The following is a 24837-nucleotide window of genomic DNA, read 5'->3' as shown; positions in this document are numbered from 1 at the left end:
CGCTTACTCCGCCGCGGGTGCGGTTGCGGCATCCGCTGCGGGTGCGTCCCCGGCCGGAGCCTGTTCGCGCACCACGCCGGTCTGGTCGATGGTCACGGGGACGGTAACGACCTCCATGCCCTCGGCCAGGCCCGCCAGGCCGTCGACGACCAGCAGGTCGCCATCCTCCAGCCCCTCGGTGATGATCCATTGCTGATCATAGCTGCCATCTTCGGTCAGGCGGCGCTGGCTGACCTTGCCGTCCTGGACGACCCAGGCCGTCAGGGTGCCGATCTTGTCGCGCGTGGCCGAGGATTGCGACACCAGGATGGCCGAGGTCACGCCCAGCTCGACCTTGCCGCGCAGGAACATGCCCGGCAGCAGCAGGTTGTCGGGATTGTCGAAACGGAACCGCGTGTCGATCGACCCGGTCGAGGTCGACACCGTCACCCCCGGCGCGACCAGCTGGCCCACCGCCTGATATTCGCGCCCGTTCTCCAGCGTCAGGGTCGCGGCCAGTTCGTCGTTCAGGCGCAGGCTGCCATCGGTGATGTCGTCCAGAACGCTGAGAAACCGCGACGAGGGTTCGTACATGTCGACCTCGATCGGGTCCAGCTGGGTGACGGTGGCCATGGCCTCGGCCTGGCCCGCGGTCACCAGATCACCCACCGATGCGGCCGCCACGCTGGCGATGCCGGCGATGGGGCTGGTCACCGTCGTCCAATCCAGATCGGCCTGCGCCAATGTGCGCGTGGCTTCGGCCGATTGCAGGGTGGCATTGGCCTGGTCCAGCGTGGCCTGGGCCTGCTCGACCTGGGCCTGGGTGGTGCCGGACCCCAGCAGCTGCCGCGTGCGGTCAAAGGACGATTGCGCCTGCGTGACCTGGGCCGTGGCCGAGGCGACCTGCGCCTCGGCGCTGGCCAGGTTCGCCTGATAGGTCGTGTCCTCGATGCGGAACATCGGCGTGCCCGCCTCGATCGGGGCGCCGGGCTGATACAGGATCTCGGTGACGATGCCGCCGACCCGCGGGCGGATCGCCGTGTCCGAGGCCGCGACCGCGCGCCCCGGCATGGTGACGATTCGCGGCACGTCCTGGCGCGCGACGGGCATCACGCCGACCTGCTTGGGGGGCATCCCGCCCGGCGCCTGCGACCAGGCCATGGCGGGAAGCAGAATCGCGGCGACCATGGCGGCGCCGGTCGCAAGGCTGTATTTCGGCATTGTAATCGTCCTGGAAGTGCACTCGACGGTGCGTCACTGTCGGGCGCTGATTGCATGATTTTGCGGACTATGCAATATTTGCTTTAACTGCAGGGATGACTGCATGGGGAGACTGCCACGAAAATGACCATCAACCTTCGCGACCGCCGCCGCCTGCAGACCGCCCGCGAGATCCAGCTGGCGGCGCTGCGCCTCAGCCTGCGGCACGGCTATGCCTGCGTCACGACCGATTCCATCGCGTCCGAGGCCGGGATCAGCACCCGGACCTTCTTCAACTATTATCCGAACAAGCAGGCGGCGGTGCTGGGCATGCCCCCCCAGCTGGACAGTTGTGCGGCGGAATGGATCGTGACCTCGACCGGGCCGCTGGTTGACGACCTGGCCTGTCTGCTGGGCCGCATGCTGGAGGCGAAGGAGATCGACCGCGAGATCGTCCGCATGATCGAACAGGTCTGGGACACCACGCCCGAGCTGATGGCGGTGTTCCGCAATTCGATGGACAACATCGCCCTGACGCTGGGCGGGCTGCTGCATACGCGCCTGGGCCCCGACCGCCAGCCCGAGGCGATGCTGATCGCCGAACTGGCAACCCATGCGCTGTCGCATGCGGTGCGCCACTGGGCCGCCGATGACGCGATGTCGGTCAGCGACATCCCCCCGATGATCGCCCGCCAGATGCGGCAGGTGGGGCACCTGCTGGTCTGAGCGGCGTCAGAAAGTCAGGCGCGTGCGGCGGCTGTCGGCGTCGGCTGTGACCTCCAGCACGCCGCCGATCTGGGCGGTGGCGCCCTCCAGCAGGACCGACCCGAACCCCGCATCGGAGTCCGCCCGGTCTGGATCGGTGGCATTGGGCGCGTCATAGCGTTCGGTCCAGTCCAGCACGGTGCCGCTGTCGTCGCTGTGCCAGCTGACATCCAGCGTTCCGTCCACCGGGCCCAGCACGCCGTATTTGAACGCGTTCGTCGCCAGTTCGTGCAGGATCAGCGACATCGGCACGACCCGCTTGGCCGAAATTGTCAGATCACCGCCGCCGATAGTCACCCGCGCGCCGCGATAGGGGGCCAGCGTGGTGTCCACCAGATCCTGCAGGCCGACCTGCGACCGGGTGCCCTTGGCCGTGGTCAGCCCGTGGGACGCGGCCAGCGCATTGATGCGGGTGCCGACCTCGTGGACGACGGTCTGGGCGTCGTCCGTCTCTCGGCCCGCCATCCGCAGCATGGCCGAGATCTGGGTGAACAGGTTCTTGACCCGGTGGTCCATCTCGGAAATCACCGCCTCGCGCAGGGTGGCGGCCGATTGCGCGGCGGTCACGTCCAGCATCACGCCCAGCACCCGGCAGTCGCCGTCATCCGTCCCGAAACGCGCGCCTGCTGTCTCCAGCCGCACCCCGGACCGCGCGTCGGATGCGGGCGTCAGCACCCGCCGAAAGCCCTGGCCCGCCGCGCAGGCCGCCAGATCGGCCAGCAGCCCTTCGCGGTCGGGCGCCGCGATCATCGCCGCAAAGGCCGAGATCGGCAGCTGCGCGGTCTGCCCCAGCCCCAGCAGGTCCGAGCTGTCGTCGATGGTCAGCACCTGGGCGCGGGCGTCATAGTCCCAGACCGCAATGCGCGCCAGCGACCGCACGGCCTTGAGCCGCTCCTCCTGGCGCTCGACCTCGATGCGCAGGTCGCGCAGGTCGGTCACGTCCTCAAAGACCAGCATGGCGCCGTCCAGATGCCCCTCGGGGCCGCGATAGGGTTTGGCGTCGATCCGCCAGACGCGATGGCCGGTGGCCTCGGGCAGCTCGGTGGTCTGCGCCTCGCCCTGATGGGCGACCTCGGAGGCCATGTGCAGCAGGACCTCGCTGGCAAAGACGTTGGACACATCCGCCAGTGGCCGCCCGTGGTCCGACCGGCGCAGCGGAAAGATCTGCTGGGCGGCGGCGGTGAAGTTGCGCACCCGCACGTCGCGATCCACCACCAGCAGCGGGATCTTGGTCGCCAGAAAGAAGTTCTGCAGGTCGCTGTTGGCCGCCGTCAGATCGTCGATCTTGGATTTCAGCTCGTCATTGACGGTGCTCAGCTCCTCGTTGGTGGACTGCAGCTCCTCGTTCATCGACATCATTTCTTCGTTGGAGCTTTTCAGCTCCTCATTGGCCGTCTCCAGCTCCTCGACGGCGCTGTGCAGCTCGATCCGGGTCAGGCGCAGCTGCTCCTCCAGCAGGTCCGACCGCGATTCCGTCAGGCTCAGCTCGTCCGTCTCATCCTCGCTGCTGGCGGCCAGTTGCGCGCCCGCCTCGTGGAACACCAGCAGCACGCTGCGGTCGGGCAGGGGTTCGGCGAACAGCGTGACCGGCTGCGACCCCAGATCCGACCGTGCGGTCAGGTTGCGCATGATCACCGCGCGCCCGCCGGTCACCACCTGATCCAGCGCGGCGGCCACGGCCTCGCGCAGGCCGGGATGCACGATGGCGGGGGCCAGGACCGGGCGCCGCGCCGTCGGATCGACCGTCAGATAGCGGCCCAGCCTGCCTGCGGTCCACAGCACCTCGCCCGCGCGGGACACCTGCAGCGAGGCGGGCGCAAAGCGGTCCAGCACCCGGCGCTGCGCGGCCATCGCGTGATCGCGCGCGGTGGCGCCCTCGGGCGGGCGGGCGGGTCCGGCGGGGGGGCGTTCGCCCTCGGCCCGCAGGAACGGCAGGTCCAGCGGCAGGCGGGCCGCGGTCTGGTCGCGCTGGAACAGCCGCGCGGGGCGGTCCATCTCGGTGAAATGGGCGGATTCGCGGCGCACCCCCTCCGACGGGCCCAGGAACAGATAGCCCCCCGGACGCAGCGCGTAATGGAACAGTGGCAGGATGCGGCCCTGCAGTTCCTCGTCCAGATAGATCAGCAGGTTGCGGCAGGATATCATGTCCACCCGCGCAAAGGGCGGATCGCGCAGCACCGAATGCAGCGAGAACCGCACCCGGTCGCGCAGCTGCGGCGTGATCTGCATCAGCGCATCGCGATGGGTGGTGTAGGACGCGCGCATGTCCTCGGGGATGTCGGCCAGGGCGCTGATCGGATAGGTGCCCGCGCGTGCGATCTCGATCATCTGCTTGTCGATGTCGCTGGCGAAGACGGTAAAGCGCGGCCGCAGCCCCGCCGCCCGCATCTCGGTGTCGATCAGCATCGCCAGGCTGTAGGCCTCCTCGCCCGAGGAGCATCCCGCGCACCAGACGCGCAGCTCCTCTCCGCCGGCGGCCGCGATCATCGGGCGGATGGCCTGCTCGCGCAGCGTCTGGAACAGTTCCGGGTCGCGGAAAAAGCGCGTGACGTTGATCAGGAACTCGTTCAGCAGCGCCTCGCATTCGTCGGGATGGCGCTTGAGGTGGCGCAGATAGTCCTTGGTGCTGGTCATGTTCAGCACATGCAGCCGCCTGCGGATGCGGCGGATCAGCGTCGACATCTTGTAGCCCGAGAAATCATGCCCGCAGCGGTCCAGCAGGTGCTGACAGATCAGCCGCGCATCGGCCAGCATCACGTCCTCGGGCGGGGTGGATCGGCCCGACTGAAAGAACTGCAGGATAGCGGGCACGATGCGGTCGGGGGGCAGGACGAAATCGACCAGCCCGGTCGATTCCGCCGATAGCGGCATTCCGTCATAGCGGGCGGTGCGCGGCTCCTGGATGACGCAGATGCCGCCATGTTCCTTGACCGCGCGCAGGCCCAACGTGCCGTCCGCGCCGGTCCCCGACAGGATCACGCAGGCCGAGGCCTGACCGCGGTCATGGGCCAGGCTTTCGAAGAAATCGTCGATCGGGCGGCGCAGCCCGCGCGGCTGATCGAAATCGACCAGATGCAGGCGGCCGTCGCTGATCAGCATCCGCGACCCCGGCGGGATGGTATAGACATGCCCCGGCTGCAGCGTGGTGCCGTCGGTGGCCTGCTGCACGCTCAGCGCCGTGCGGCGGTCCAGCAGCTCGGCCAGCACGCTGTCATGGGTCGGGTCCAGGTGCTGGATCACCACATAGGCGGCGGGGTCCTCGCGGCGGGCATCGCGCAGCAGGTCGTGCAGCGCCTCCAGCCCCCCGGCCGAGGCGCCGATGCCGACCACGGCGAAATCATGGCGCGTCGTCGCGCGGTGGGGCGAGGCGTCATTCATCGCGCACGGTGATCCTTGCAAGCGTGCTGATCGACCGCGCGATCAGGTCGGTGGAATCGGCCATGATCAGCCCGAACTCTCCGGCGGCGCGGCGCAGGTCGGTCATGTGGCGGCCCAGGGCGGCGTCGTCGCGGTTGCGGGTCCCCGCCGCCGTCGCCGCCGTCACGTCGAATTGCGACGCGAGGACATAGCGCAGCACGCCGTCGCCGCCGCGCAGCTTGGACATGAACACCAGGTTGATGAACGTGCGCCCGTCGCGTGTGTGGTTCAGCACCGGAAAGCGGCCATCGTCCTGCCCATCGTCGCGCAGGAAATCGGACATGGCACGGACCTGATCGGGCGGCGTGTCCGGCCCCTGCAGGAACCGGCAGTTGCGCCCGCAGGCGTCATCGGACCCATAGCCGGTCAGGGTCAGGAACGCCTGGTTGACCAGGCACAGCGGCATATCCGGCAGCATGGTGGCCAGGGACAGGGCGATCCGGGACCGCGTGATCTGGTCACGCAGCGCGTCGGGCAAGTCGTGGTGCATCGTCATCCTGTTCCGGCGGGGCGGTGGGCCGCCCGTCTGCGGCAGAGCATACCGGGCGACCAAAAGGGGGGCAAATCACGTTTCGGCGCACGGCCCCGTGCTGCCGCGAACGACCAGATCAACCCCCAGGGTCACGTGATCGGTGACGGTCTGCCCCTTCATCTGCGCCAGCAGCAGTTCGGCCGCGCGCCGCCCCAGACGGGCGCGGTGCTGGCGGATCGTGGTCAGGCCGGGGCTGCAATAGGCCGCCATCTCGATATTGTCGAACCCCATGACCGAGATGTCGCGCGGCACGCTCAGGCCCGCCGCGATCAGGCCGTGCATCAGGCCGATCGCCATCTCGTCATTGTCGCAAAAGACCGCGCTGGGCCGGTCGGGCATCGCCAGCAGATGCGCCGCGACCTGCTGGCCGAACCGGGCGGTGAAATCGCCGGTCATGCGGTGGCTGTCATCCGGCGCGGGCAGCCCGGCCTGGGCCAGACCGCGCAGGAACCCCTCGCGGCGCGAGGTGGTCAGCGAACTGCCCTCGGGGCCGGTCAGATGCAGGATGCGGCGGTGGCCCAGATCGGTCAGGTGCCGCGCGGCCAGGCGCCCCCCCTCGACATTGTCGGCCAGAACGCGGGGGGCAGACAGCCCCTCGATCCATTCGCAGGCCTGGACCAGCGGCGGGCAGCCCGCGCGCGCGAACAGATGCGGGTCCATCTGCCCGTCCAGCACGATCACCCCATCCGATCGCGACCGCGTCAGATAGGGGCCCAGGACCGTCATCGCGGGCTGGTCGGGCACCGCTGTCGTGTCCATCACCAGCAGGCTGAGGTGATGCGACCGTAGCACCTCGGAGATGCCCGACAGGATCTGCGAAAAGAACGGATTGGCCAGGTTCGGCACCAGCGCCAGCACGCCGCCCACCTGCTGCTGGCGCAGGTTCCGCGCGGTGAAGTTCAGCGTGTAGCCCGTCTCGGCGATCGCCGCCTCGACCGCCTGGCGCGTCGCCTCGGACACGATGGCCGGGTTCGAGATGGCGCGGCTGACGGTCGCCACCGACACGCCCGCCAGCTTGGCGACATCGTGGATGCGGGGCGGACGGGGTTGATCTGACACGACAAACTTTCTGTTGGGGGTGGATCAGGCTTAGCGGAAAAAACGGTGTTGTAAACCTTTTCATCCTGTGAGAACGTCACATGAAACCGATTACATGACGCGGAATCGGTCAGGGGGAGCTTCGGAGGGGAAGTTCCGGGAGGATACATGAAGACCATCAAGGGCCCCGGCCTGTTTCTGGCCCAGTTCATGGGCGACACGGCACCGTTCAACAGCCTGCCCGCGATCACCGCATGGGCGCGCGACTGCGGCTATCTGGGCGTGCAGGTGCCGTCGGGTGCTGCATCGCTGATCGACCTGGACCTGGCCGCGACCTCTGCCGCCTATTGCGACGATCTGGCGGGGCAGACCAACGGGTTGGCCATCACCGAATTGTCGGCGCATCTGCAGGGCCAGCTGGTCGCGGTGCATCCGGCCTATGACGCGGCCTTTGACGGCTTTGCCCCCGAGGCGGTGCGCGGCAACCCGGCGGCGCGGCAGGCTTGGGCCGTGGATCAGATCCGCAAGACCATCGACGCATCGGCCAATCTGGGGCTGGACCGGATGGCGGCGTTTTCGGGCGCGTTGGCCTGGCCGTACCTGTATCCTTGGCCGCAGCGCCCCGCCGGTCTGGTCGAGGCCGCCTTTGACGAGCTGGCCGCCCGCTGGCGACCGCTGCTGGACCATGCCGAGGACAATGGCGTCGACATCTGCTTTGAGATCCATCCCGGAGAGGATCTGCATGACGGCGTCACCTTCGAGATGTTCCTGGACCGCGTGGACCAGCATCCGCGCGCCCGGATGCTGTATGACCCCTCGCATTACCTGCTGCAACAGCTTGATTACATAGAGAACCTGGACATCTATGCCGACCGGATCGGCATGGTCCATGTCAAGGATGCCGAATTCAACCCGACCGGGCGTCAGGGCGTCTATGGCGGCTTTCAGCCCTGGGCGCAGCGCGCGGGGCGGTTCCGCAGCCTGGGCGACGGGCAGGTCGATTTCGGGGCGATCTTCTCCAAGCTGGCGGTGATGGGCTTTGACGGATGGGCCGTGGTCGAATGGGAATGCGCCCTCAAGCACCCCGAGGACGGCGCCCGCGAAGGCGCGGCCTTCGTGCGCGATCACATCATCCGCGTGACCGACCGCGCCTTTGACGATTTCGCCGATGGAGGGGCCGACATGAGTGCCAACCGCCGCATGCTGGGGCTGGACCGATGAGCCGCCCCATCCGCCTTGGCATGGTCGGCGGTGGCGCGGGTGCCATGATCGGCAACGTTCACCGCATCGCCGCCCGTCTGGATGGCCGGTTCGACCTGGTCGCCGGTGCCCTGTCCTCGGACCCGGAACGCGCGGCGACCAGCGCGCGGGATGCGGGTATCGCGCGCAGCTATGCCGATTACGCGCAGATGGCCCGCGACGAGGCCGCCCGCGCCGACGGGATCGAGGCCGTGTCCGTCTGCACCCCCAACCACCTGCATTTCCCGGTGGCGCAGGCCTTTCTGGCCCAGGGCATCCACGTCATCTGCGACAAGCCGATGACCGCCACGCTGGATCAGGCCCGCCAGCTGGCCGATGCGGCGCGGGCCTCGGACGCGCTGTTCATTCTGACGCATAATTATTCCGCCTATCCGCAGATCCGTCAGGCCCGTGCCATGATCGCCCGCGGCGATCTGGGCAATCTGCGGCTGGTGCAGGTCGAATACGCCCAGGACTGGTTGGCCGAGGACAGCGACAGCAAGCAGGCCGCATGGCGCACCGATCCGGCCCGTGCGGGCGCGGGCGGGGCCATCGGCGATATCGGCACGCATGCCTTCCAGCTGGCGCGCTTTGTGACCGGGCAGCGCCCTGAGATGCTGGCCGCAGACCTGACCAGTTTTGTTCCCGGCCGCGCGCTGGACGACAATGCGCATATCCTGCTGCGTTACTCGTCGGGGGCGCGGGGGATGATGTGGGCGTCGCAGGTGGCGCCGGGGCGCGAAAACGGGCTGCGCCTGCGCGTCTATGGCGACAAGGGCGGGCTGGAATGGCAGCACGACACGCCCGAGACGCTGCAATACACTCCGTTTGGCCAGCCCGCGCAGATCCTGCGCCGCGCCGGGCCGGGCAGCCTGTCGGAGGGCAGCCGCGTGCCCTCCGGCCACCCCGAGGGCTATCTGGAGGGCTTCGCGAACCTCTATTCCGAGGCTGCCGACGCGATCCGCAGCGGCACCATGCCCGACACCCTGCCGGGGATCGAGGACGGGCTGGAGGGGCTGCATTTCATCGACGCCTGCATCCGGTCCTCCAAGGCCGATGCGGGCTGGGTCAGGGTGATGCCATGAGCGGTGCCATTCTGGCGCTGGAGGGCGTCACCAAATCATTTGGCCCCATCGAGGTGCTGCATGGCGTCGATTTCGCCCTGCATCCCGGAGAGGTCCATGCCCTGATCGGAGAGAACGGCGCGGGCAAGTCGACCACCATGAAGATCCTGGCGGGCTATCTGGACCCGACAGGGGGGCGCGTGACCTTTGAAGGCAAGCCGATCACGTTCACCGGGTCGGATCAGGCCGAGGATCTGGGGATCGTCATGATCCACCAGGAGTTCAATCTGGCCGAGCATCTGTCCATCGACCAGAACGTGTTTCTGGGCCGAGAGCTGAAGCGCGGCCTGCTGCTGGATCACAAGGCGATGCGCGTGCGCACCGCCGAGCTGCTGTCGCGGCTGGAATGCCGGGCCGATCCGGGGGCGCAGGTCAGCCGGATTTCGGTGCCCGACAAGCAGATGGTCGAGATCGCCAAGGCCCTGTCGCGCAAGGCCCGCGTGCTGATCATGGACGAGCCGACCGCCGTGCTGACCGAGAAGGAAACCGAGATCCTGTTCCGCCAGATCGAGCGTCTGCGCGAGGAGGGGGTCGCGATCCTCTATACCTCGCACAAGCTGGGCGAGGTCAAGCGCATCGCCGACCGCGTGACCGTGCTGCGCGACGGGGTGATGGTGCGATCCGACCGCACCGCAGACGTGACCGAGGATGACATGGCCACCGCCATGGTCGGCCGCGAATTGTCCGACCTGTTCCCGCCCAAGATCACCGCCCATGGCGAGCCGATCCTGGTGGCCGAGAGCATCACCGTGCCCGGCATCGTCCACGATGCCAGCCTGACGCTGCACAAGGGCGAGGTTCTGGGCATCGGCGGGCTGGTCGGATCGGGCCGCACCGAACTGGCCGAGGCCATCGCCGGTCTGCGCCCGCGCCAAGGCACCGTGCGCCTGAACGGGGCCGAGCTGCCCGCGGGTCAGGTGGCGCAGGCGATGCGCGCGGGGCTGGCCTATCTGACCGAGGATCGCAAGGGCGCGGGCCTCCTGCTGGAAAAGACGCTGCGCGAGAACCTGACCCTGCCGCTGCTGGAGACCTTCGGGCGCCCCCTGATCGACCACAAGCGCGAGGAGGCGGCGCTGGACCGCGCCATCGCCGATTTCGCCATCAAGGCCCCTGACCGGGGCATGGCGGTGGGCGATCTGTCGGGCGGCAACCAGCAGAAGCTGCTGCTGGCCAAGACGCTGCTGTCGGACCCGCAGGTCGTCATCATCGACGAGCCGACGCGCGGCATCGACATCGGCACGAAACAACAGATCTATTCCCTGATCGCCCAGCTGGCGGCCGAGGGCCGCAGCATCATCGTCATCTCGTCCGAGATGCCCGAGCTGATCGGCCTCGCCTCGCGCGTGGTCGTCATGCATGCGGGCCGCATCGCCGGAGAGTTGTCGGGCGACGCGGTGACCGAACGCGGCATCGTGGGCCTGGCGATGGGAATGGACGGATCATCAAAGGACCACGCCGCATGACCACGGCCACGAACACCCTGACCCGCCGCCCGCGCGTCAACCTGACCGTCATCGCGCCGCTGGTGGCGCTCTTGGTGCTGATCGGCATCGGCATGGCGCTGAACCCGAACTTCCTCAGCTGGGCCAACATCACCAACGTGCTGGCGCGATCGGCCTTCATCGGCATCATCGCGATCGGCATGACCTTTGTCATCACCGCGGGCGGGCTGGACCTGTCGGTGGGGTCGATGGCGGCCTTCGTGGCCGGGCTGATGATCCTGTCGATGAACATGCTGACCGAAAGCATGGGGCCGGGGCTGCCGGTGATCTTCGCGGGCATCGCCATCGCGCTGGCCACGGGGCTGGCCGCGGGGTTCATCAACGGCATCCTGATCACGCGGGCGGGGATCGAGGCCTTCATCCTGACCCTGGGCACCATGGGCATCTATCGCAGCCTGGTCACCTGGCTGGCCGATGGCGGCACCCTGTCCCTGGGCTTCGAGATGCGCGAGATGTACCGCCCCGTCTATTACAGCGGCGTCGCGGGCATCGCCTGGCCGATCATCGTCTTTGCCGTGCTGGCCATCCTGGGCGAGATCACCATGCGCCACACCGCCTTTGGCCGCCACTGCGCCGCCATCGGATCGAACGAAAAGGTCGCGCGCTATTCGTCGGTGGCCGTGCTGCGGGTGCGGCTGGCGACCTATGTGCTGCTGGGCGTGCTGGTGGGCATCGCGGTCGTCATGTACGTGCCGCGCCTCGGCTCCGCATCGGCCACGACTGGTCTGCTGTGGGAGCTGGAGGCCATCGCCGCGGTCATCATCGGCGGCACGCTGCTGAAGGGTGGTTTCGGCCGCGTCTGGGGCACGGTCGTGGGCGTGCTGATCCTGTCGCTGATCGGCAACCTGCTGAACCTGACCGACTTCGTCAGCCCCTATCTGAACGGTGCCATCCAGGGCGTCGTCATCATCCTTGCCGTCGTGCTGCAACGAAACACCGGCGCGGCACGCTGATTTTAACCTGTGGGAGGAGTAACCACCATGAAGACGACCCTGATCGCCACCACCGCCTTGCTGAGCCTGACCGCCTTTCCGGCGCTGTCGCAGACCGTCGGGATCTCGATCCCGGCGGCGACGCATGGCTGGGCGGGGGCGCTGAACTTTCACGCCGACCGCACCGTCACGCGCCTGCAGGAGGCGAACCCCGACATGACCTTCGTGCTGACCACGACCTCGGACCCCGGTCAGCAGGTGTCCGACCTGGAGGACATGGTCGCCACCCGCAACATCGACGCGCTGGTCGTGCTGCCGTTTGAATCCGAGCCTCTGACCGGCCCCATCCAGCGCATCGCCGAAAGCGGCGTCTGGGTCACCGTCGTGGACCGCGGCCTGAGCCAGGAGGGGATCGAGAACCTCTATGTCGCGGGCGACAACGACAGCTTTGGCCGCACTGCGGGCCAATATTTCGCCGACACGCTGGAGGATGGCGCCAAGGTCGTCGTCATGCGCGGCATCGCGTCGACCGTCGACAACGAGCGCGTGGCGGGTTTCGAGGCCGCGCTGGAGGGGTCGGGCATCGAGGTGCTGGCCATGGATCACGGCAACTGGAACCGCGACACGGCCTTCAACCTGATGCAGGACTGGCTGGCGCGCTTCCCCGAGATCGACGCGGTCTGGGCGGCCGATGACGACATGGCCGTGGGCGCGCTGGCCGCCATTGACCAGGCGGGTCGCACCGAGGACATGTTCGTCGTCGGCGGCGCCGGCATGAAGGAGATGGTCCAGCGCATCCAGAACAACGACCCCACCGTGCCGGTCAACGTGACTTATCCGCCGGCGATGATCTCGACCGCGATCGAGATGACGGTGCTGGGCCTGACCTCGGGCGCGCCGCTGTCGGGCGAATTCATCATCGCGTCCGAGCTGATCACGCCTGAGAATGCCGCCGATTACTACTTCGAAGACAGCCCGTACTGATCTGACACGGCGGCGCGGGGCCACCCCCGCGCCGCACCCGACCCCGGAGGAGGGGTCGTTCCGCCCCGACATGTAAACGGTTTCATCTTTGGCCCGACGGGCCGCGACCGGGGCACCACATGAAAGGGAGGAGAGCATGACCGATTTATCGGACCGGATGCCTGTTGCCGTGACGCGGCGCGGGTTGTTCCACGGCGCGGGCGGCCTGGCCGCTGTGGCCGGACTGGGCCTTGGCACCGCCACCGCGCAGCCCGCGCAGGGCCTGCAAGGCAATATCAACCATTCCGTCGCGCGCTGGACCTTTGGCGACATGGCGCTGGAGGATCTGTGCGTGCTGGCGCGGCAGGTGGGACTGGGCGCCATCGACCTGTGCGGTCCCGACGACTGGCCGGTCCTGGCCGAACACGGGCTGGCCAGCTCCATGTGCAACGGGGCCGAGATCAGCCTGGAGGATGGCTGGGCCGACCCCGCCAACCACCCGACCCTGATCGACAGCTATACCCGCCATATCGCGCTGTTGGCACAGGCGGGCCATACCAACCTGATCTGCTTCAGCGGCAACCGGCGCGGCATGTCCGACGCGGAGGGTCTGGACCACTGCGCCGAAGGTCTGTCGCAGATCCTGCCCATCGCCGCCGATGCGGGGGTGGTGCTGCAGATGGAGCTGCTGAACAGCCGCGTGAACCACCCCGACTATCTGTGCGACCGCAGCGCATGGGGGGTGGCGCTGTGCGAGCGGCTGAACAGCCCCAATTTCAAACTGCTCTATGACATCTACCACATGCAGATCATGGAAGGCGACGTGATCCGCACGATCACCGACCACCACCAATGGTTCGGCCATTACCACACCGCGGGCAATCCCGGCCGCAATGAACCCGATGACAGCCAAGAGCTGAACTATCCCGCGATCTGCCGCGCGATCCGCGACACCGGATACCAGGGCTGGATCGCGCAGGAATTCGTCCCCCTCGACCCGCAGACCGGTCCGCAATCGCTGCGCGATGCGGTGCTGATCTGCGACGTCTGAACCCGCCTCAAGCCTACCAAAGACAAAGGAACGCCAGATGGCAGACAACATGCACTACGACGCGATCGTCGTCGGATCGGGCATCAGCGGCGGTTGGGCCGCCAAGGAGCTGACGGAGCGGGGCCTCAAGGTCCTGATGCTGGAGCGCGGCCGCAACATCGAACACCTGTCCGATTACGTGAACGCCGACAAGGAGGCGTGGGATTACCCCCATCGCGGCACCGCCACGGTCGAGATGAAGGACAACTATCCGGTCCTGTCGCGCGACTATCCCCTGAACGAGCAGACCTTTGGCATGTGGGCCAATGAGCAGGAGAACCCCTATACCGAGGCGAAACGCTTTGACTGGTTCCGGGGCTATCATGTCGGCGGGCGCAGCCTGTTGTGGGGCCGCCAGACCTATCGCCTGTCGGAAACCGATTTCACCGCCAACGAACGCGAGGGCGTGGCCGTGGACTGGCCGATCCGCTATGCCGACATCGCGCCCTGGTACGACCATGTCGAGCGGTTCGCGGGCATCGCGGGCACGCGCGAAGGGCTGGACATCCTGCCCGACGGCCAGTTCCTGCCCCCCATTCCGCTGAACATCGTCGAAAAGGACGTGGCCGCGCGCCTGCGCAACGCGTTCGGCGGCAAGCGCTATCTGATCAACAGCCGCGTCGCCAACATCACCGAGGCGCTGCCCGAACAGAACCGCGTCGCCTGTCAGTATCGCAACAAATGCTGGCTGGGCTGCCCCTATGGCGCCTATTTCAGCACGCAGTCGGCGACGCTGCCCGCCGCGATGGCCACGGGCAACCTGACGCTGCGCCCGTTCTCGATCGTCAAGGAGGTCCTGTACGACAAGGACACCAAGCGCGCGCGCGGCGTCGAGATCATCGATGCCGAGACCAACCTGACCTATGAATACACCGCCGATGTGGTGTTCCTGAACGCCTCCAGCTTCAATTCGACCTGGGTGCTGATGAACTCGGCCACCGATGTCTGGGAGGGGGGGCTGGGCTCGTCCTCGGGCGAATTGGGCCATAACGTCATGGACCACCATTTCCGCGTCGGCGCCGAGGGCCGGGTCGAGGGCTATGACGACAAGTACTATTTCGGCCGCCGTCCCGCAGGCTTCTATGTGCCGCGGTTCCGCAACATCGACGGAGAGGAGCGGCCCTATACCCGCGGCTTCGGCTATCAGGGCTCGGCCAGCCGTCAGGGCTGGCGGCGCGACATCGCCGAGCTGAACATCGGCGCCGACATGAAGGAGGCCCTGTCCAAACCGGGCGACTGGACCATCGGCATGACCGGCTTCGGAGAGATGCTGCCCTACCACGACAACTTCATCGCGCTGGACCGGGGAACGACCGACAAATGGGGCCTGCCGGTCCTGTCGATCAGCGTGGAGCTGCGCGAGAACGAGATGCGCATGCGCGAGGACATGAAGCAGGACGCCGTCGACATCTTCGAGGCCGCCGGCGTCGTCGATGTGAAACCCACCGAAAGCGACTATGCCCCCGGCATGGGCATTCACGAGATGGGCACCGCGCGCATGGGCCGCGACCCGGAAACCTCGGTGCTGAACGCGCATAACCAGGTCTGGGACGCGCCCAATGTCTATGTGACGGACGGGGCCTGCATGACCTCGGGGTCCTGCGTGAACCCCTCGCTGACCTATATGGCGCTGACCGCGCGGGCGGCGGACCACGCCGTCACCGCCCTGAAGAACGGAGACCTGTGATGAACCGCCGCCAACTGCTGACGATGATCGCCGCCGTCACCGGCACGGCCATGATCGGTGCGAACCGCGCCTTTGCCTATGACCCGACCGAGGTGGGGGACAACATCTTCACCCCCGAGGATGCCGCCTTTCTGGACGAGGTGGCCGAGACGATCCTGCCCGCCACCGACACACCCGGCGCCAAGGAGGCCGGGGTGGGCGCCTTCATGACCGTGTTCGTCAGCGACTGTTTCGACGCTGAGGAGCAGCAGGCCTTCCGCGAGGGGATGCAGGCGCTGCGCGATCTGGCCCAGGATCGCCACGGCACGACCTTCGAGGCGCTGTCCCCCGAGGACCGCCAGGCCCTGCTGCAGGAGGTCTCGACCGAGGCCAACCGCCAGGCCGTCGTGGTCGCCGAATATGCCGAGGAGCGTCGCCAGCAGTCGCTGGACATCCAGCCCTCTGCCGACACTGCCGCGGATGAGATCGTGGACCCCAACGCGCCGCAGCCCCATCCCTTCACAGCGATCCACCAGCTGGTGCTGTTCGGCTTCTTCACCTCCGAGGTCGGGGCCACCCAGGTCCTGCGCTATGAGCCGGTGCCGGGCGAATATATCGGCGATCTGGATTACGACGGCGAACCGGCCTGGGCCACCTGACCCCGCGCGGCCCCGGACCGTCCGGGGCCGTTTCCCAATGAAAGGACAGCCGATGAAGACGATGACCACCCTGGCCGCGCTGATGGCGCTGACCGCCCCGGCCCTTGCGCAGGACGCCGACGTCACCCCCGAGGAGCGCCGCGCCCAGTCCGAAGTCACCGAGGTCTGGGAGCCGGTCCCCGAGACCGTCCAGACCCCCGAGGGCCAGCCGCCGTCGGACGCGATCGTGCTGTTCGACGGCACCAGCTTGGACGGATGGGAATCCGTCAATGGCGGGCCTGCCGAATGGACGGTCGAGGATGGCGCCATGCGCGTCGGGCGCGGCACGGGCGACATCCGCACCACCGACAGCTTTTGCGACGTCCAGCTGCATGTCGAATGGCGCTCTCCGCCGAATGACGAGGGCCATGACGGCCAGGATCGCGGCAATAGCGGCATCTTCCTGCAGAGCCGATACGAGGTGCAGGTGCTGGACAGCCATGAGAACCCGACCTATCCGAACGGGCAGGCGGGCTCGATCTACAAGCAGCACCTGCCGCTGGTGAACGCCTCGCGCGCGCCGGGCGAATGGCAAAGCTATGACATCATCTTCCAGGCGCCGGTCTTTGCCGAAGGCGGGGCACTGCGCCGCCCGGCCCACATCACCGTCCTGCATAACGGCGTCGTGGTCCAGAACCACGCCCAGATCCAGGGCGCGACGGAATGGATCGGCTATCCCGCCTACGAGGCGCATGATTGCGCGCCGATCCAGCTGCAGGATCATGATGCGGACGTGGCCTTCCGCAACATCTGGGTCCGCCCGATGTGACAGGCGCCCCGCGCGCCGCATGGCCCGTCCCGATCGCTCGGGGCGGGCCTTTTTCATGGCCGCCGCGCCGCATGAAAAAGGGGCCGCGACGGATCGCGGCCCCAGTCAACCTGTCCGGCAGGGAGGTTCAGCGCGTGGCGCTGTCCGGCAGGTTTTCGGCAAGGAAGGTGGCGCCGGTCATCACGACCTGGGCGGCGTCGATGGGCTGGTCATGTTCGATGATGTACCACTGCGCCCCGGCCTCCTCGGCGGCGGGCAGGATCGCGGCCCAGTCCAGCGTGCCCTCGCCCAGGGCCTTGAAGCCACGCTCGTCCGGGGCCTCGCCCTCGGGGGCGTTGTCCTTGGCGTGGATCGCAAAGACGCGGTCGTCAAAGCGGGCCAGATACTCGACCGGGTCCAGGCCGCCGCGCGCGACCCAGGCCAGGTCCAGCTCGGCCAGGACGTCATCGCCCGCGGCCTCCATCATGATCTCCAGCGCGGTGCGGCCGTCATAGTCGACCATCTCGAAATCGTGGTTGTGATAGGCCAGCACCATGTCCTCGGCCCGCAGCGTCGCGCTCAACCCGGCCAGCTCCTCGCCCAGGGCGGTCCAGCCGGCGGCATCCGTCGGACGGTCCTCCTCGGCCAGATAGGGCACGGTGATGACGTCATTGCCGATCGCCTTGTTGAACGCGATCACCGCCTGCGCATCGGCGCGCAGATCGGCCAGCTGCGCATGGGTCGAGATCGCCTCGATCCCGTATTCCGCCAGCTTGGCCGACAGATCCTCGGCGGTGGTGCCCTGCATGCCGACCGTCTCGACGGCGGTGACGCCTGCGGCCTGAACGGCGGCCAGCTGTTCGTCCAGCGTGCCGTGATCGCGCAGCGTGTACATCTGCACCGCGATGGGCAGATCGCCAGGTTCGCCCGCCAGGGCCGCGGGTGCGGCCAGCGCCAGCACGCTCAGCGTCAGGCCGCCCGTCAGGGCGCGTGTTGCGATGGTCATGTTATCCTCCTTGGTGGCCCCTGCTCCTCCGGGGGTTGCACCAGATGTAATGGATTTCATTTCCCATGAAAAGGATTACATCGCCATCCGGACAGGTTTCCGCCGATGCCCCGGGGCAGGGGCGGCGGCCCCGGCTTGCACATCACGGCAATTCCCCCTAGGCCCCCGCTGCGCCCCACCCAGAGGACATCATGGCCCGTAACGACCTGGAAGCCCGACATCTCGACACCTTGGACCGCGATCTGGGCCGGTTCTCGACCCTGGAATCGGCCACCGCGCTGGTCGCCCGGCCGCTGGTCGCGCCGGGCATCGCGCTGGTCTTCGTGCTGCTGGCGGGGCTGGGGGCGATGATCGCCTTTGGCCAGGCCAACAACGGCATGATCGTGGTCGTGGCGGCCATCTTCGGCGCCTACATGGCGCTGAACATCGGCGCGAATGATGTGGCCAACAACATGGGGCCCGCCGTGGGCGCCAACGCCCTGACCATGGGCGGCGCGATCCTCATCGCCGCCGTGTTCGAGACGGCGGGCGCCCTGATCGCGGGCGGCGACGTGGTCGGCACCATCTCTCGCGGGATCATCGACCCCGCGACCATCGGGACCGAGGGCGTGTTTGTCTGGGCGATGATGGCCGCGCTGCTGGCCTCGGCGCTGTGGGTGAACCTGGCGACCTGGATCGGCGCGCCGGTCTCGACCACGCACTCGGTGGTGGGCGGCGTCATGGGCGCAGGCATCGCGGCGGCGGGTTTTGCGGCGGTGAACTGGCCCACCATGGGCATGATCGCGGCCAGCTGGTTGATCTCTCCGGTGCTGGGTGGGCTGATCGCGGCGGGGTTCCTGTGGTTCATCAAGGCGCGGATCATCTATCGCGACGACAAGATCGCGGCGGCGCGGGTCTGGGTGCCGGTGCTGATCGGCATCATGGGCGGCGCCTTTGCGGCCTATCTGGCGCTCAAGGGGCTGTCGCGGCTGATCTCGCTGTCCTTCGGTCAGGCGCTGCTGATCGGGGCGGTGCTGGGGACCGCGATCTGGCTGGTGATGATCCCGGTCATCCGCCGCCAGTCGCAGGGGCTGGAGAACCGCAACAAATCGCTCAAGGTGCTGTTCGGCATCCCGCTGGTCGTGTCGGCGGCGCTGCTGTCCTTTGCGCATGGTGCCAATGACGTGGCCAATGCGGTCGGGCCCCTGGCCGCCATCGTGCAGGCCTCGTCCGCGGGCGGCGCGTCCGAGGCGGTCACCATCCCGCTCTGGGTCATGCTGATCGGCGCGTTCGGGCTGTCCTTCGGGCTGTTCCTCTTTGGGCCGAAACTGATCCGCATGGTCGGCAGCCAGATCACCAAGCTGAACCCGATGCGCGCCTATTGCGTGTCGCTGTCGGCGGCGCTGACGGTGATCGTGGCCAGCTGGCTGGGCCTGCCGGTCAGCTCGACCCATATCGCGGTGGGCGCGGTCTTCGGCGTGGGCTTCTTCCGCGAATGGGACGCCGCCCGGCGCGCCCGCGCGGTTCAGGGCGCGATGCCCGAACTGCCCCGCACCGCCCCCGAGGAGCGCCGCCGCCGCAAGCTGGTGCGCCGCTCGCATGTGCTGACCATCGCGGCGGCCTGGGTGGTGACGGTGCCCGCCGCGGCCGCCCTGTCGGCGGGCCTGTTCCTCATCCTGCGCGCGATCGGCGGCTAGGCCGCGCAGGCCGCCAGCCAGGCCCGGATCGCGGCCAGGGCAGGGGCCTCGTCCAGCCAGGGAATATGCGCGCGGCCCAGCACCTCGGCCAGGATCAGGTCGGGGCGCATCGCCTGCATCCGCGCGGCGACCGCGGGCGACAGCAGGTCCGAATTGGCCCCCCGGATCAGCGCCACGGGCAGGCCGGCGGTCGCCTGCCACAGCGGCCACAGATCCACCGGATCGCCCTGAAACGCAGCCAGGAACGCCTCGCGCAGCGCCGGGTCATAGCGGATGCGCAACCCCTGCGGCGTCTCGTCGTAATGGCGGCGCACGTCGTCCAACCAGCGCCCCTCGGGCACATCGTCAAAGCCCGGCATCAGCGCGGGCAGCCGCTCCGCCAGCGCCGCATGGGTCGCATCCGACGGGTTGCGCCCGACATAATCAAAGATCCGCTCCAGCCCGGCGCGCTCGATCTCGGGGCCGACATCGTTCAGGCACAGCCCCAGCAGGCGGTCATGCGCGGTCGCGGCCAGAAACATCCCCACAAGCCCGCCCCGCGACGTGCCCAGCACCGCAGCCCGGTCCACCCCCAGATGGTCCAGCAACCCCACCGCGTCGCGGGCCTCGCGCGGAACGGTATAGGTCGCGGCACCGGTGTAATCCGACGCGCCGCGCCCGCGATACTCCATCCGGATCAGCCGCACCCCGTCCAGATGTGGCGCGACATAGTCGAAATCCGAAATCCCCCGCGTCAACCCGGCCAGGCACAGGACCGGCATCCCGGCCCCCTCATCGGAAAACACGATCCGCGCCCCGTCATCCGCCCGAAAATCCGCCATGGCCTCCCCCTTCTTCTTCATGAAAATATCCCGCGGGGGTCCGGGGGCGCGAAGCCCCCGGCCTTGCCATCAACGGTCGGGCGCTCAGAGGTTCTCGCTCTGCGGCATGCCCAGCACGTGATAGCCGCCATCGACCATCACGATCTCTCCCGTGGTGCAGGCCCCCCAGTCGGAGGTCAGCCAGACCGCCGTCCCGCCGATGGCATCCAGCGTGGCATTGGCGCGCAGCGGCGCATTGGCCTCGGTATGGCGAAAGGTCTTGCGCGCGCCCCCGATCGCCGCGCCAGCCAGCGTCTTCATCGGGCCGGGGCTGATCGCGTTCACGCGGATGTTGTCCGGGCCCAGGTCATTGGCCAGATAGCGCACGCTGCTTTCCAGCGCGGCCTTGGCGACGCCCATGACGTTGTAGAAGGGGGTGACCCGGTTCGACCCGCCATAGGTCAGGGTGATGATCGACCCGCCATCTGCCATCAGCGGATGCGCGCGTCGCGCCACCTCGATCAGGGAATAGCAGCTGATCTCCAGGCTGCGGCCGAAATTGGCGCGGCTGGTGTTCATGAACCGGCCGGTCAGCTCGTCCTTGTTGGAAAAGGCCACGGCGTGGATGACGAAATCCAGCCGCCCCCACCGCTCGGCGATCGCGCCGAAGGCCGCGTCCAGCGACGCGTCATCGGTCACGTCCACATCGACCAGGAAATCGGACCCGACCGAGGCGGCCAGCGGTTCGACCCGCTTGCCAAAGGCCTCGCCCTGATAGGAAAAGGCCAGCTCGGCCCCCTGGTCGGCCATCGCGCGTGCGATGCCCCAGGCAATGGACCGCTCATTGGCGACCCCCATCACAAGCCCGCGCTTGCCCTTCAGAAGATCGCCCATGTGTTTCCGGCCCTTATTCGTGATAGCGCGACATCACCAGCGTCGCATTGGTGCCGCCAAAGCCGAAGCTGTTCGACAGGACCGAATCCAACCCTGCGTTGTCCACGCGGCTGGTTGCAATCTCGCCCGGTTGAATCTCGGGGTCCAGTGTCGTCACGTTCGCGGAGGCGGCGATGAAGTCATTCTGCAACATCAGCAGGCTGTAGATCGCCTCATGCACGCCCGTCGCGCCCAGAGAGTGGCCCGTCAGCGACTTGGTCGAGCTGACCGGCGGGGTCGAGCCCTCGCCCCAGATGCGGCGGATCGCCTTGATCTCGCCCAGATCGCCCACGGGGGTCGAGGTGCCATGCGCGTTGATATAGCTGATCTTGCGGCCCTCGGGCAGCGTCTCCAGGGCCACGCGCATCGCGCGCTCTCCGCCCTCGCCGGACGGGGCCACCATGTCGTATCCATCGCTGGTCGCGCCGTAGCCCGTGACCTCGGCATAGATCTTGGCGCCGCGCGCCAGGGCGTGGGACAGCTCTTCCAGCACGACGACGCCACCGCCGCCTGCGATGACAAACCCGTCGCGGGTCGCGTCATAGGGGCGGGACGCGGTCTCGGGCGTGTCGTTGTATTTCGACGACATCGCGCCCATCGCGTCAAACAGACACGACAGCGTCCAGTCCAGCTCCTCGCCGCCGCCGGCGAAGACGATGTCCTGCTTGCCCATCTGGATCTGCTCGACCCCGTTGCCGATGCAATGCGCCGATGTCGCGCAGGCCGAGGTGATGGAATAGTTCACGCCCTTGATCTTGAAGGGCGTCGCCAGACAGGCCGAATTGGTCGACGACATGCAGCGCGTCACCATGAAGGGGCCCATGCGCTTGGGCGCGCCCTTTTCGATGACCGTCTGATGCGCCTGGAAGAAATTCGACGTGGACGGCCCGCCCGATCCCATGATCAGGCCGGTGCGCGGGTTCGACACATCGCCCTCGTCCAACCCGCTATCCTTGATCGCCTGTTCCATGGCGATGAAGTTATAGGCCGCACCCGGCCCCATGAAGCGCAGGTCGCGCTTGTCGATGTGATCTTCCAGCACGATCTGGGGCATGCCGTGGACGCGGCTGCGAAAGCCGTGCTCGGCATAGTCGGGGGCTGCGACGATGCCCGACCGGCCCGTGCGCAGGCTGTCGGTGACTTCGTCGGCATTGTTGCCGATGGGGGATACGATACCAAGCCCGGTGATGACGACGCGGCGCATGGGGGCCTCCTTCTGGATGGGGGTCAGCTGGCCGACAGGGCCACTTTCATGTCACGGACCTGATAGATCACCTCGCCATCGGCCTCGACGCGGCCGTCGGCCACGCCCATGGTCAGGCGGCGGGTCTGGATGGCCTTGGTGAAATCGACGGTATAGCGCAGCATCTTGCGGTCCGGGCGGACCATGCCGGTCAGCTTGACCTCACCGACGCCCAGGGCATAGCCGCGCCCCTGCCAGCCGCGCCAGCCCAGGTTAAAGCCGGTCAGCTGCCACAGCCCGTCCAGGCCCAGGCAGCCCGGCATGATCGGGTTGCCGGGGAAATGGCAGCCAAAGAACCACAGGTCGGGGGTGATGTCGAATTCGGCGACGATATGGCCCTTGCCATGGTCGCCCCCGTCCTCGGACACCTCGGTGATGCGGTCCATCATCAGCATCGGCGGCTCGGGCAGCTGGGCGTTGCCGGGGCCGAACAGCTCTCCGCGCGCGCAGGCAAGCAGGTCGTCGCGGTCAAAGCTGGTCTGGGTCATCGCCATGCGGATCATGCCTTTGTCTGTGCGGCCCCTGCGGGCCGGTCGGTTTTTCAGGTTGCCGCAGGGTCTATCATCCGGGGCAAGACCCGCGCAAGGGCCAGCCGCAGGCGGCTAGAACCACTGGCCGGGCTCCATCAGCCCCAGATCCATCAGCTGCTGCCCGCTCCAGTCAAAGCGGTGAGAGTTGCGCCAGGTCATGTCGCTGATCTCGTCGCGCGATCCGGGGTTGCGCACCAGCGCCTTGGCCACCCGGAAGGACGCGATGGCCGCCGTCAGGTTGTGATGCCAGGGGCAGGAATAGGTGTTGTACTCCTCGACCGAAAAGCGGTGATCGGCGGTCACGGTCAGGCCCTTGGCGGCGCGGAACAGTGCGATGCGGTCGATGCGGCGGCGGTCGGCGGGCAGGTATTCCTCATAGCGCCAGCGCAGCCCGCCGTGAAAATCCAGCTGGCGTTCGCGTGGCTGCCCGTCCGGCCCCTTGCGGCCCAGGGCGTAATAGCCGGTGCGGTCGAACAACGCGTTCTCCAGGTCGACCGCATCCGGGCAGGCACTCAGATCGGGCGCATAGAGGTCGATCACATAGGTCAGCATCGCCGGGCGGCGTTCCTCGGTGTGAAAGGCCAGCATCTCGCCGACGCTGCGCGTCTCGCAGAAGGGGTGGAACAGGAATTCCGCGTTGAAGCAGTAATACAGCCACGTCCCTTCGGGGACCGCCGCGATGATGGCGTTGACCGCATCGACATGGGCGGCGGGGCGGCGGGTGTCGTGGCGCAGATGGGTCACGCGGGCGGCCATCGCCTCGGACAGGTCCTGCGGCTGGTCCGACAGCAGCAGGACATGGCGGAACCCGCGCTCCAGATGGTGCTGGACGGTTTGCGCCACGGCGGCGGCGTCCTCGACCAGGATGATGGCCAGCGGGCCCTTGTCCAGGACGGCGGGCTTGTCCGCCAGGAACCGGGCCATGTCCCGGATCGGCAGCACCGGCATCAGCGCATGACCGCGCGGACCTGCTCCAGCGCGGCGGCCAACAGCGGGGGGTTGTCGGCAGCGCGGGCGATCAGCTGCTTCAGCGTGGCCTTTTGCGCGTCGCTGATGGCGGCGCCGTCGATGATGCGGTCGACCTCGGCGCGGTCAAAACCCTCAGGCGTCAGCAGCGCCTCGATGCGCGCCGCGACCGAGGCCGCGTCGGCGGTGTCGGCGGCGGCCTCGGCGGCCTCCTGCGTGGCGGTCGCGGCCTCTTCGGCGGCCGCATCGGCCAGGGCCGCGACGCCCGAAGTGGCACCTGCCGCGGCGGCGGCCGCACGGTCGGCGGCGTCGATGGCGGCCTGGGCTGCGGCCTCGGCGGCCTGGGCGGCCTCGCTGGCGGGACCGGCGGCAGAGGCCGCGGCCTCGGCTGCGGCATCGGCGGCGATGGCCGCGGCATCGGCTGCGGCATCCGCCGCGGCATTGGCGGCGTCGGTGCTGTCGGTGGCCGGATCGCCCGTGGCGTCATCGGCGGTCTCGGCCGCGGTCTCGGCGGCCTCGGCCGCGTCATCGGCCAGGCGCGCGGCGTCGCCCGCGGGGCTGGCGGGGGCCTCGGCCACGACCGGATCAGGCGCCTCGGAGGTCTGGGTGCGGTTCTGCCAGAACAGCACGCCCCCCGCGATCAGCACCAGAATCACCATGACCGGCAACAGTTTCGACATCACGTACCCTCGACCCAAACGACATTCGGACCCTCTATGCCACAGCCCCCCGGGCCAGAAAAGCCGCGCCTGCCCCCGCCACGCGGCGATCAGGGCCTCCGGGGGCACGA

The 24837-nt window shown here is 68.0% G+C and carries 22 protein-coding genes; 11 read left to right on the top strand and 11 right to left on the bottom strand.

The window, feature by feature from the left end:
• Positions 1-3: 3 nt before the first annotated feature.
• Positions 4-1200, bottom strand: a complete 1197-nt coding sequence (locus FA740_RS10295) for an efflux RND transporter periplasmic adaptor subunit (RefSeq protein WP_136856687.1) — start codon at positions 1198-1200, stop codon at positions 4-6.
• A 123-nt stretch (positions 1201-1323) separates the two neighbouring features.
• On the opposite strand from FA740_RS10295, the gene FA740_RS10290 reads away from it, so the two are divergent.
• Positions 1324-1905, top strand: a complete 582-nt coding sequence (locus tag FA740_RS10290) for a TetR/AcrR family transcriptional regulator (RefSeq protein ID WP_136856686.1) — start codon at positions 1324-1326, stop codon at positions 1903-1905.
• 6 nt (positions 1906-1911) lie between these two features.
• On the opposite strand, the gene FA740_RS10285 is transcribed toward FA740_RS10290, so the two are convergent.
• The 3 genes from FA740_RS10285 to FA740_RS10275 all read right to left on the bottom strand — a co-directional run bounded on the left by FA740_RS10285 (position 1912) and on the right by FA740_RS10275 (position 6952).
• Positions 1912-5322: a CheR family methyltransferase gene (locus tag FA740_RS10285; RefSeq protein ID WP_136856685.1), complete on the bottom strand. Its 3411-nt coding sequence runs from the start codon at positions 5320-5322 to the stop codon at positions 1912-1914.
• Positions 5315-5851 (bottom strand): PAS domain-containing protein, encoded by a 537-nt coding sequence (locus tag FA740_RS10280; RefSeq protein ID WP_169306276.1) that lies wholly within the window; start codon positions 5849-5851, stop codon positions 5315-5317. The genes FA740_RS10285 and FA740_RS10280 overlap by 8 nt, the downstream gene beginning before the upstream one ends.
• A gap of 75 nt (positions 5852-5926) precedes the next feature.
• Entirely contained in the window at positions 5927-6952 is a 1026-nt protein-coding gene (locus FA740_RS10275; RefSeq protein ID WP_136856683.1) for a LacI family DNA-binding transcriptional regulator, read from the bottom strand.
• A gap of 147 nt (positions 6953-7099) precedes the next feature.
• Here FA740_RS10275 and FA740_RS10270 point away from each other — a divergent pair, with 147 nt between their 5' ends.
• The 9 genes from FA740_RS10270 to FA740_RS10230 all read left to right on the top strand — a co-directional run bounded on the left by FA740_RS10270 (position 7100) and on the right by FA740_RS10230 (position 16914).
• Complete coding sequence (locus FA740_RS10270) at positions 7100-8152, top strand: sugar phosphate isomerase/epimerase family protein (RefSeq protein ID WP_136856682.1); 1053 nt, start codon at positions 7100-7102, stop codon at positions 8150-8152.
• The gene (locus tag FA740_RS10265) at positions 8149-9255 is read left to right on the top strand and encodes a Gfo/Idh/MocA family protein (protein WP_136856681.1); all 1107 of its coding nucleotides are present in this window, start codon (positions 8149-8151) and stop codon (positions 9253-9255) included. The genes FA740_RS10270 and FA740_RS10265 overlap by 4 nt, the downstream gene beginning before the upstream one ends.
• A complete protein-coding gene (locus FA740_RS10260; RefSeq protein ID WP_136856680.1) occupies positions 9252-10757 on the top strand; it encodes a sugar ABC transporter ATP-binding protein in 1506 nt (501 codons plus the stop codon). The genes FA740_RS10265 and FA740_RS10260 overlap by 4 nt, the downstream gene beginning before the upstream one ends.
• Positions 10754-11749 (top strand): ABC transporter permease, encoded by a 996-nt coding sequence (locus FA740_RS10255; RefSeq protein WP_136856679.1) that lies wholly within the window; start codon positions 10754-10756, stop codon positions 11747-11749. Before FA740_RS10260 ends, FA740_RS10255 begins: the two co-directional genes overlap by 4 nt.
• A gap of 27 nt (positions 11750-11776) precedes the next feature.
• Positions 11777-12712, top strand: a complete 936-nt coding sequence (locus FA740_RS10250) for an ABC transporter substrate-binding protein (RefSeq protein WP_136856678.1) — start codon at positions 11777-11779, stop codon at positions 12710-12712.
• Between the two features lie 136 nt (positions 12713-12848).
• The gene (locus tag FA740_RS10245; RefSeq protein ID WP_136856677.1) at positions 12849-13742 is read left to right on the top strand and encodes a hydroxypyruvate isomerase family protein; all 894 of its coding nucleotides are present in this window, start codon (positions 12849-12851) and stop codon (positions 13740-13742) included.
• A 37-nt stretch (positions 13743-13779) separates the two neighbouring features.
• Positions 13780-15468, top strand: a complete 1689-nt coding sequence (locus FA740_RS10240; RefSeq protein WP_136856676.1) for a GMC oxidoreductase — start codon at positions 13780-13782, stop codon at positions 15466-15468.
• Positions 15468-16106 carry a gluconate 2-dehydrogenase subunit 3 family protein gene (locus FA740_RS10235; RefSeq protein WP_136856675.1) on the top strand — a complete coding sequence of 213 codons (639 nt, stop codon included), beginning with the start codon at positions 15468-15470 and terminating at the stop codon, positions 16104-16106. The genes FA740_RS10240 and FA740_RS10235 overlap by 1 nt, the downstream gene beginning before the upstream one ends.
• A gap of 52 nt (positions 16107-16158) precedes the next feature.
• The gene (locus FA740_RS10230) at positions 16159-16914 is read left to right on the top strand and encodes a 3-keto-disaccharide hydrolase (protein WP_136856674.1); all 756 of its coding nucleotides are present in this window, start codon (positions 16159-16161) and stop codon (positions 16912-16914) included.
• 127 nt (positions 16915-17041) lie between these two features.
• Here FA740_RS10230 and FA740_RS10225 read toward each other — a convergent pair whose 3' ends face one another.
• Positions 17042-17899, bottom strand: a complete 858-nt coding sequence (locus tag FA740_RS10225) for a sugar phosphate isomerase/epimerase family protein (RefSeq protein ID WP_136856673.1) — start codon at positions 17897-17899, stop codon at positions 17042-17044.
• Positions 17900-18090: 191 nt separating this feature from the next.
• Here FA740_RS10225 and FA740_RS10220 point away from each other — a divergent pair, with 191 nt between their 5' ends.
• Positions 18091-19575 (top strand): inorganic phosphate transporter, encoded by a 1485-nt coding sequence (locus FA740_RS10220; RefSeq protein ID WP_136856672.1) that lies wholly within the window; start codon positions 18091-18093, stop codon positions 19573-19575.
• Here FA740_RS10220 and FA740_RS10215 read toward each other — a convergent pair.
• The 6 genes from FA740_RS10215 to FA740_RS10190 all read right to left on the bottom strand — a co-directional run bounded on the left by FA740_RS10215 (position 19572) and on the right by FA740_RS10190 (position 24727).
• Positions 19572-20417 carry an alpha/beta fold hydrolase gene (locus tag FA740_RS10215; protein WP_246053576.1) on the bottom strand — a complete coding sequence of 282 codons (846 nt, stop codon included), beginning with the start codon at positions 20415-20417 and terminating at the stop codon, positions 19572-19574. The two genes, FA740_RS10220 and FA740_RS10215, sit on opposite strands and share 4 nt — an antisense overlap.
• A gap of 63 nt (positions 20418-20480) precedes the next feature.
• Positions 20481-21269, bottom strand: coding sequence for an enoyl-ACP reductase FabI (locus tag FA740_RS10210; protein WP_136856671.1), 789 nt, complete (start codon positions 21267-21269; stop codon positions 20481-20483).
• Between the two features lie 13 nt (positions 21270-21282).
• Complete coding sequence (gene fabB, locus FA740_RS10205) at positions 21283-22512, bottom strand: beta-ketoacyl-ACP synthase I (RefSeq protein WP_136856670.1); 1230 nt, start codon at positions 22510-22512, stop codon at positions 21283-21285.
• Positions 22513-22535: 23 nt separating this feature from the next.
• Positions 22536-23045: a bifunctional 3-hydroxydecanoyl-ACP dehydratase/trans-2-decenoyl-ACP isomerase gene (gene fabA / locus FA740_RS10200; protein ID WP_136856761.1), complete on the bottom strand. Its 510-nt coding sequence runs from the start codon at positions 23043-23045 to the stop codon at positions 22536-22538.
• Between the two features lie 108 nt (positions 23046-23153).
• The gene (locus tag FA740_RS10195; protein WP_420873143.1) at positions 23154-24020 is read right to left on the bottom strand and encodes a glycosyltransferase family 2 protein; all 867 of its coding nucleotides are present in this window, start codon (positions 24018-24020) and stop codon (positions 23154-23156) included.
• 8 nt (positions 24021-24028) lie between these two features.
• The gene (locus tag FA740_RS10190) at positions 24029-24727 is read right to left on the bottom strand and encodes a hypothetical protein (protein ID WP_136856669.1); all 699 of its coding nucleotides are present in this window, start codon (positions 24725-24727) and stop codon (positions 24029-24031) included.
• Between the last annotated feature and the right edge of the window lie 110 nt (positions 24728-24837).

The organism is Paracoccus hibiscisoli (genome assembly GCF_005048265.1).
Lineage (GTDB): Bacteria > Pseudomonadota > Alphaproteobacteria > Rhodobacterales > Rhodobacteraceae > Paracoccus > Paracoccus hibiscisoli.
This window is presented reverse-complemented; position numbering and strand designations above follow the sequence as displayed.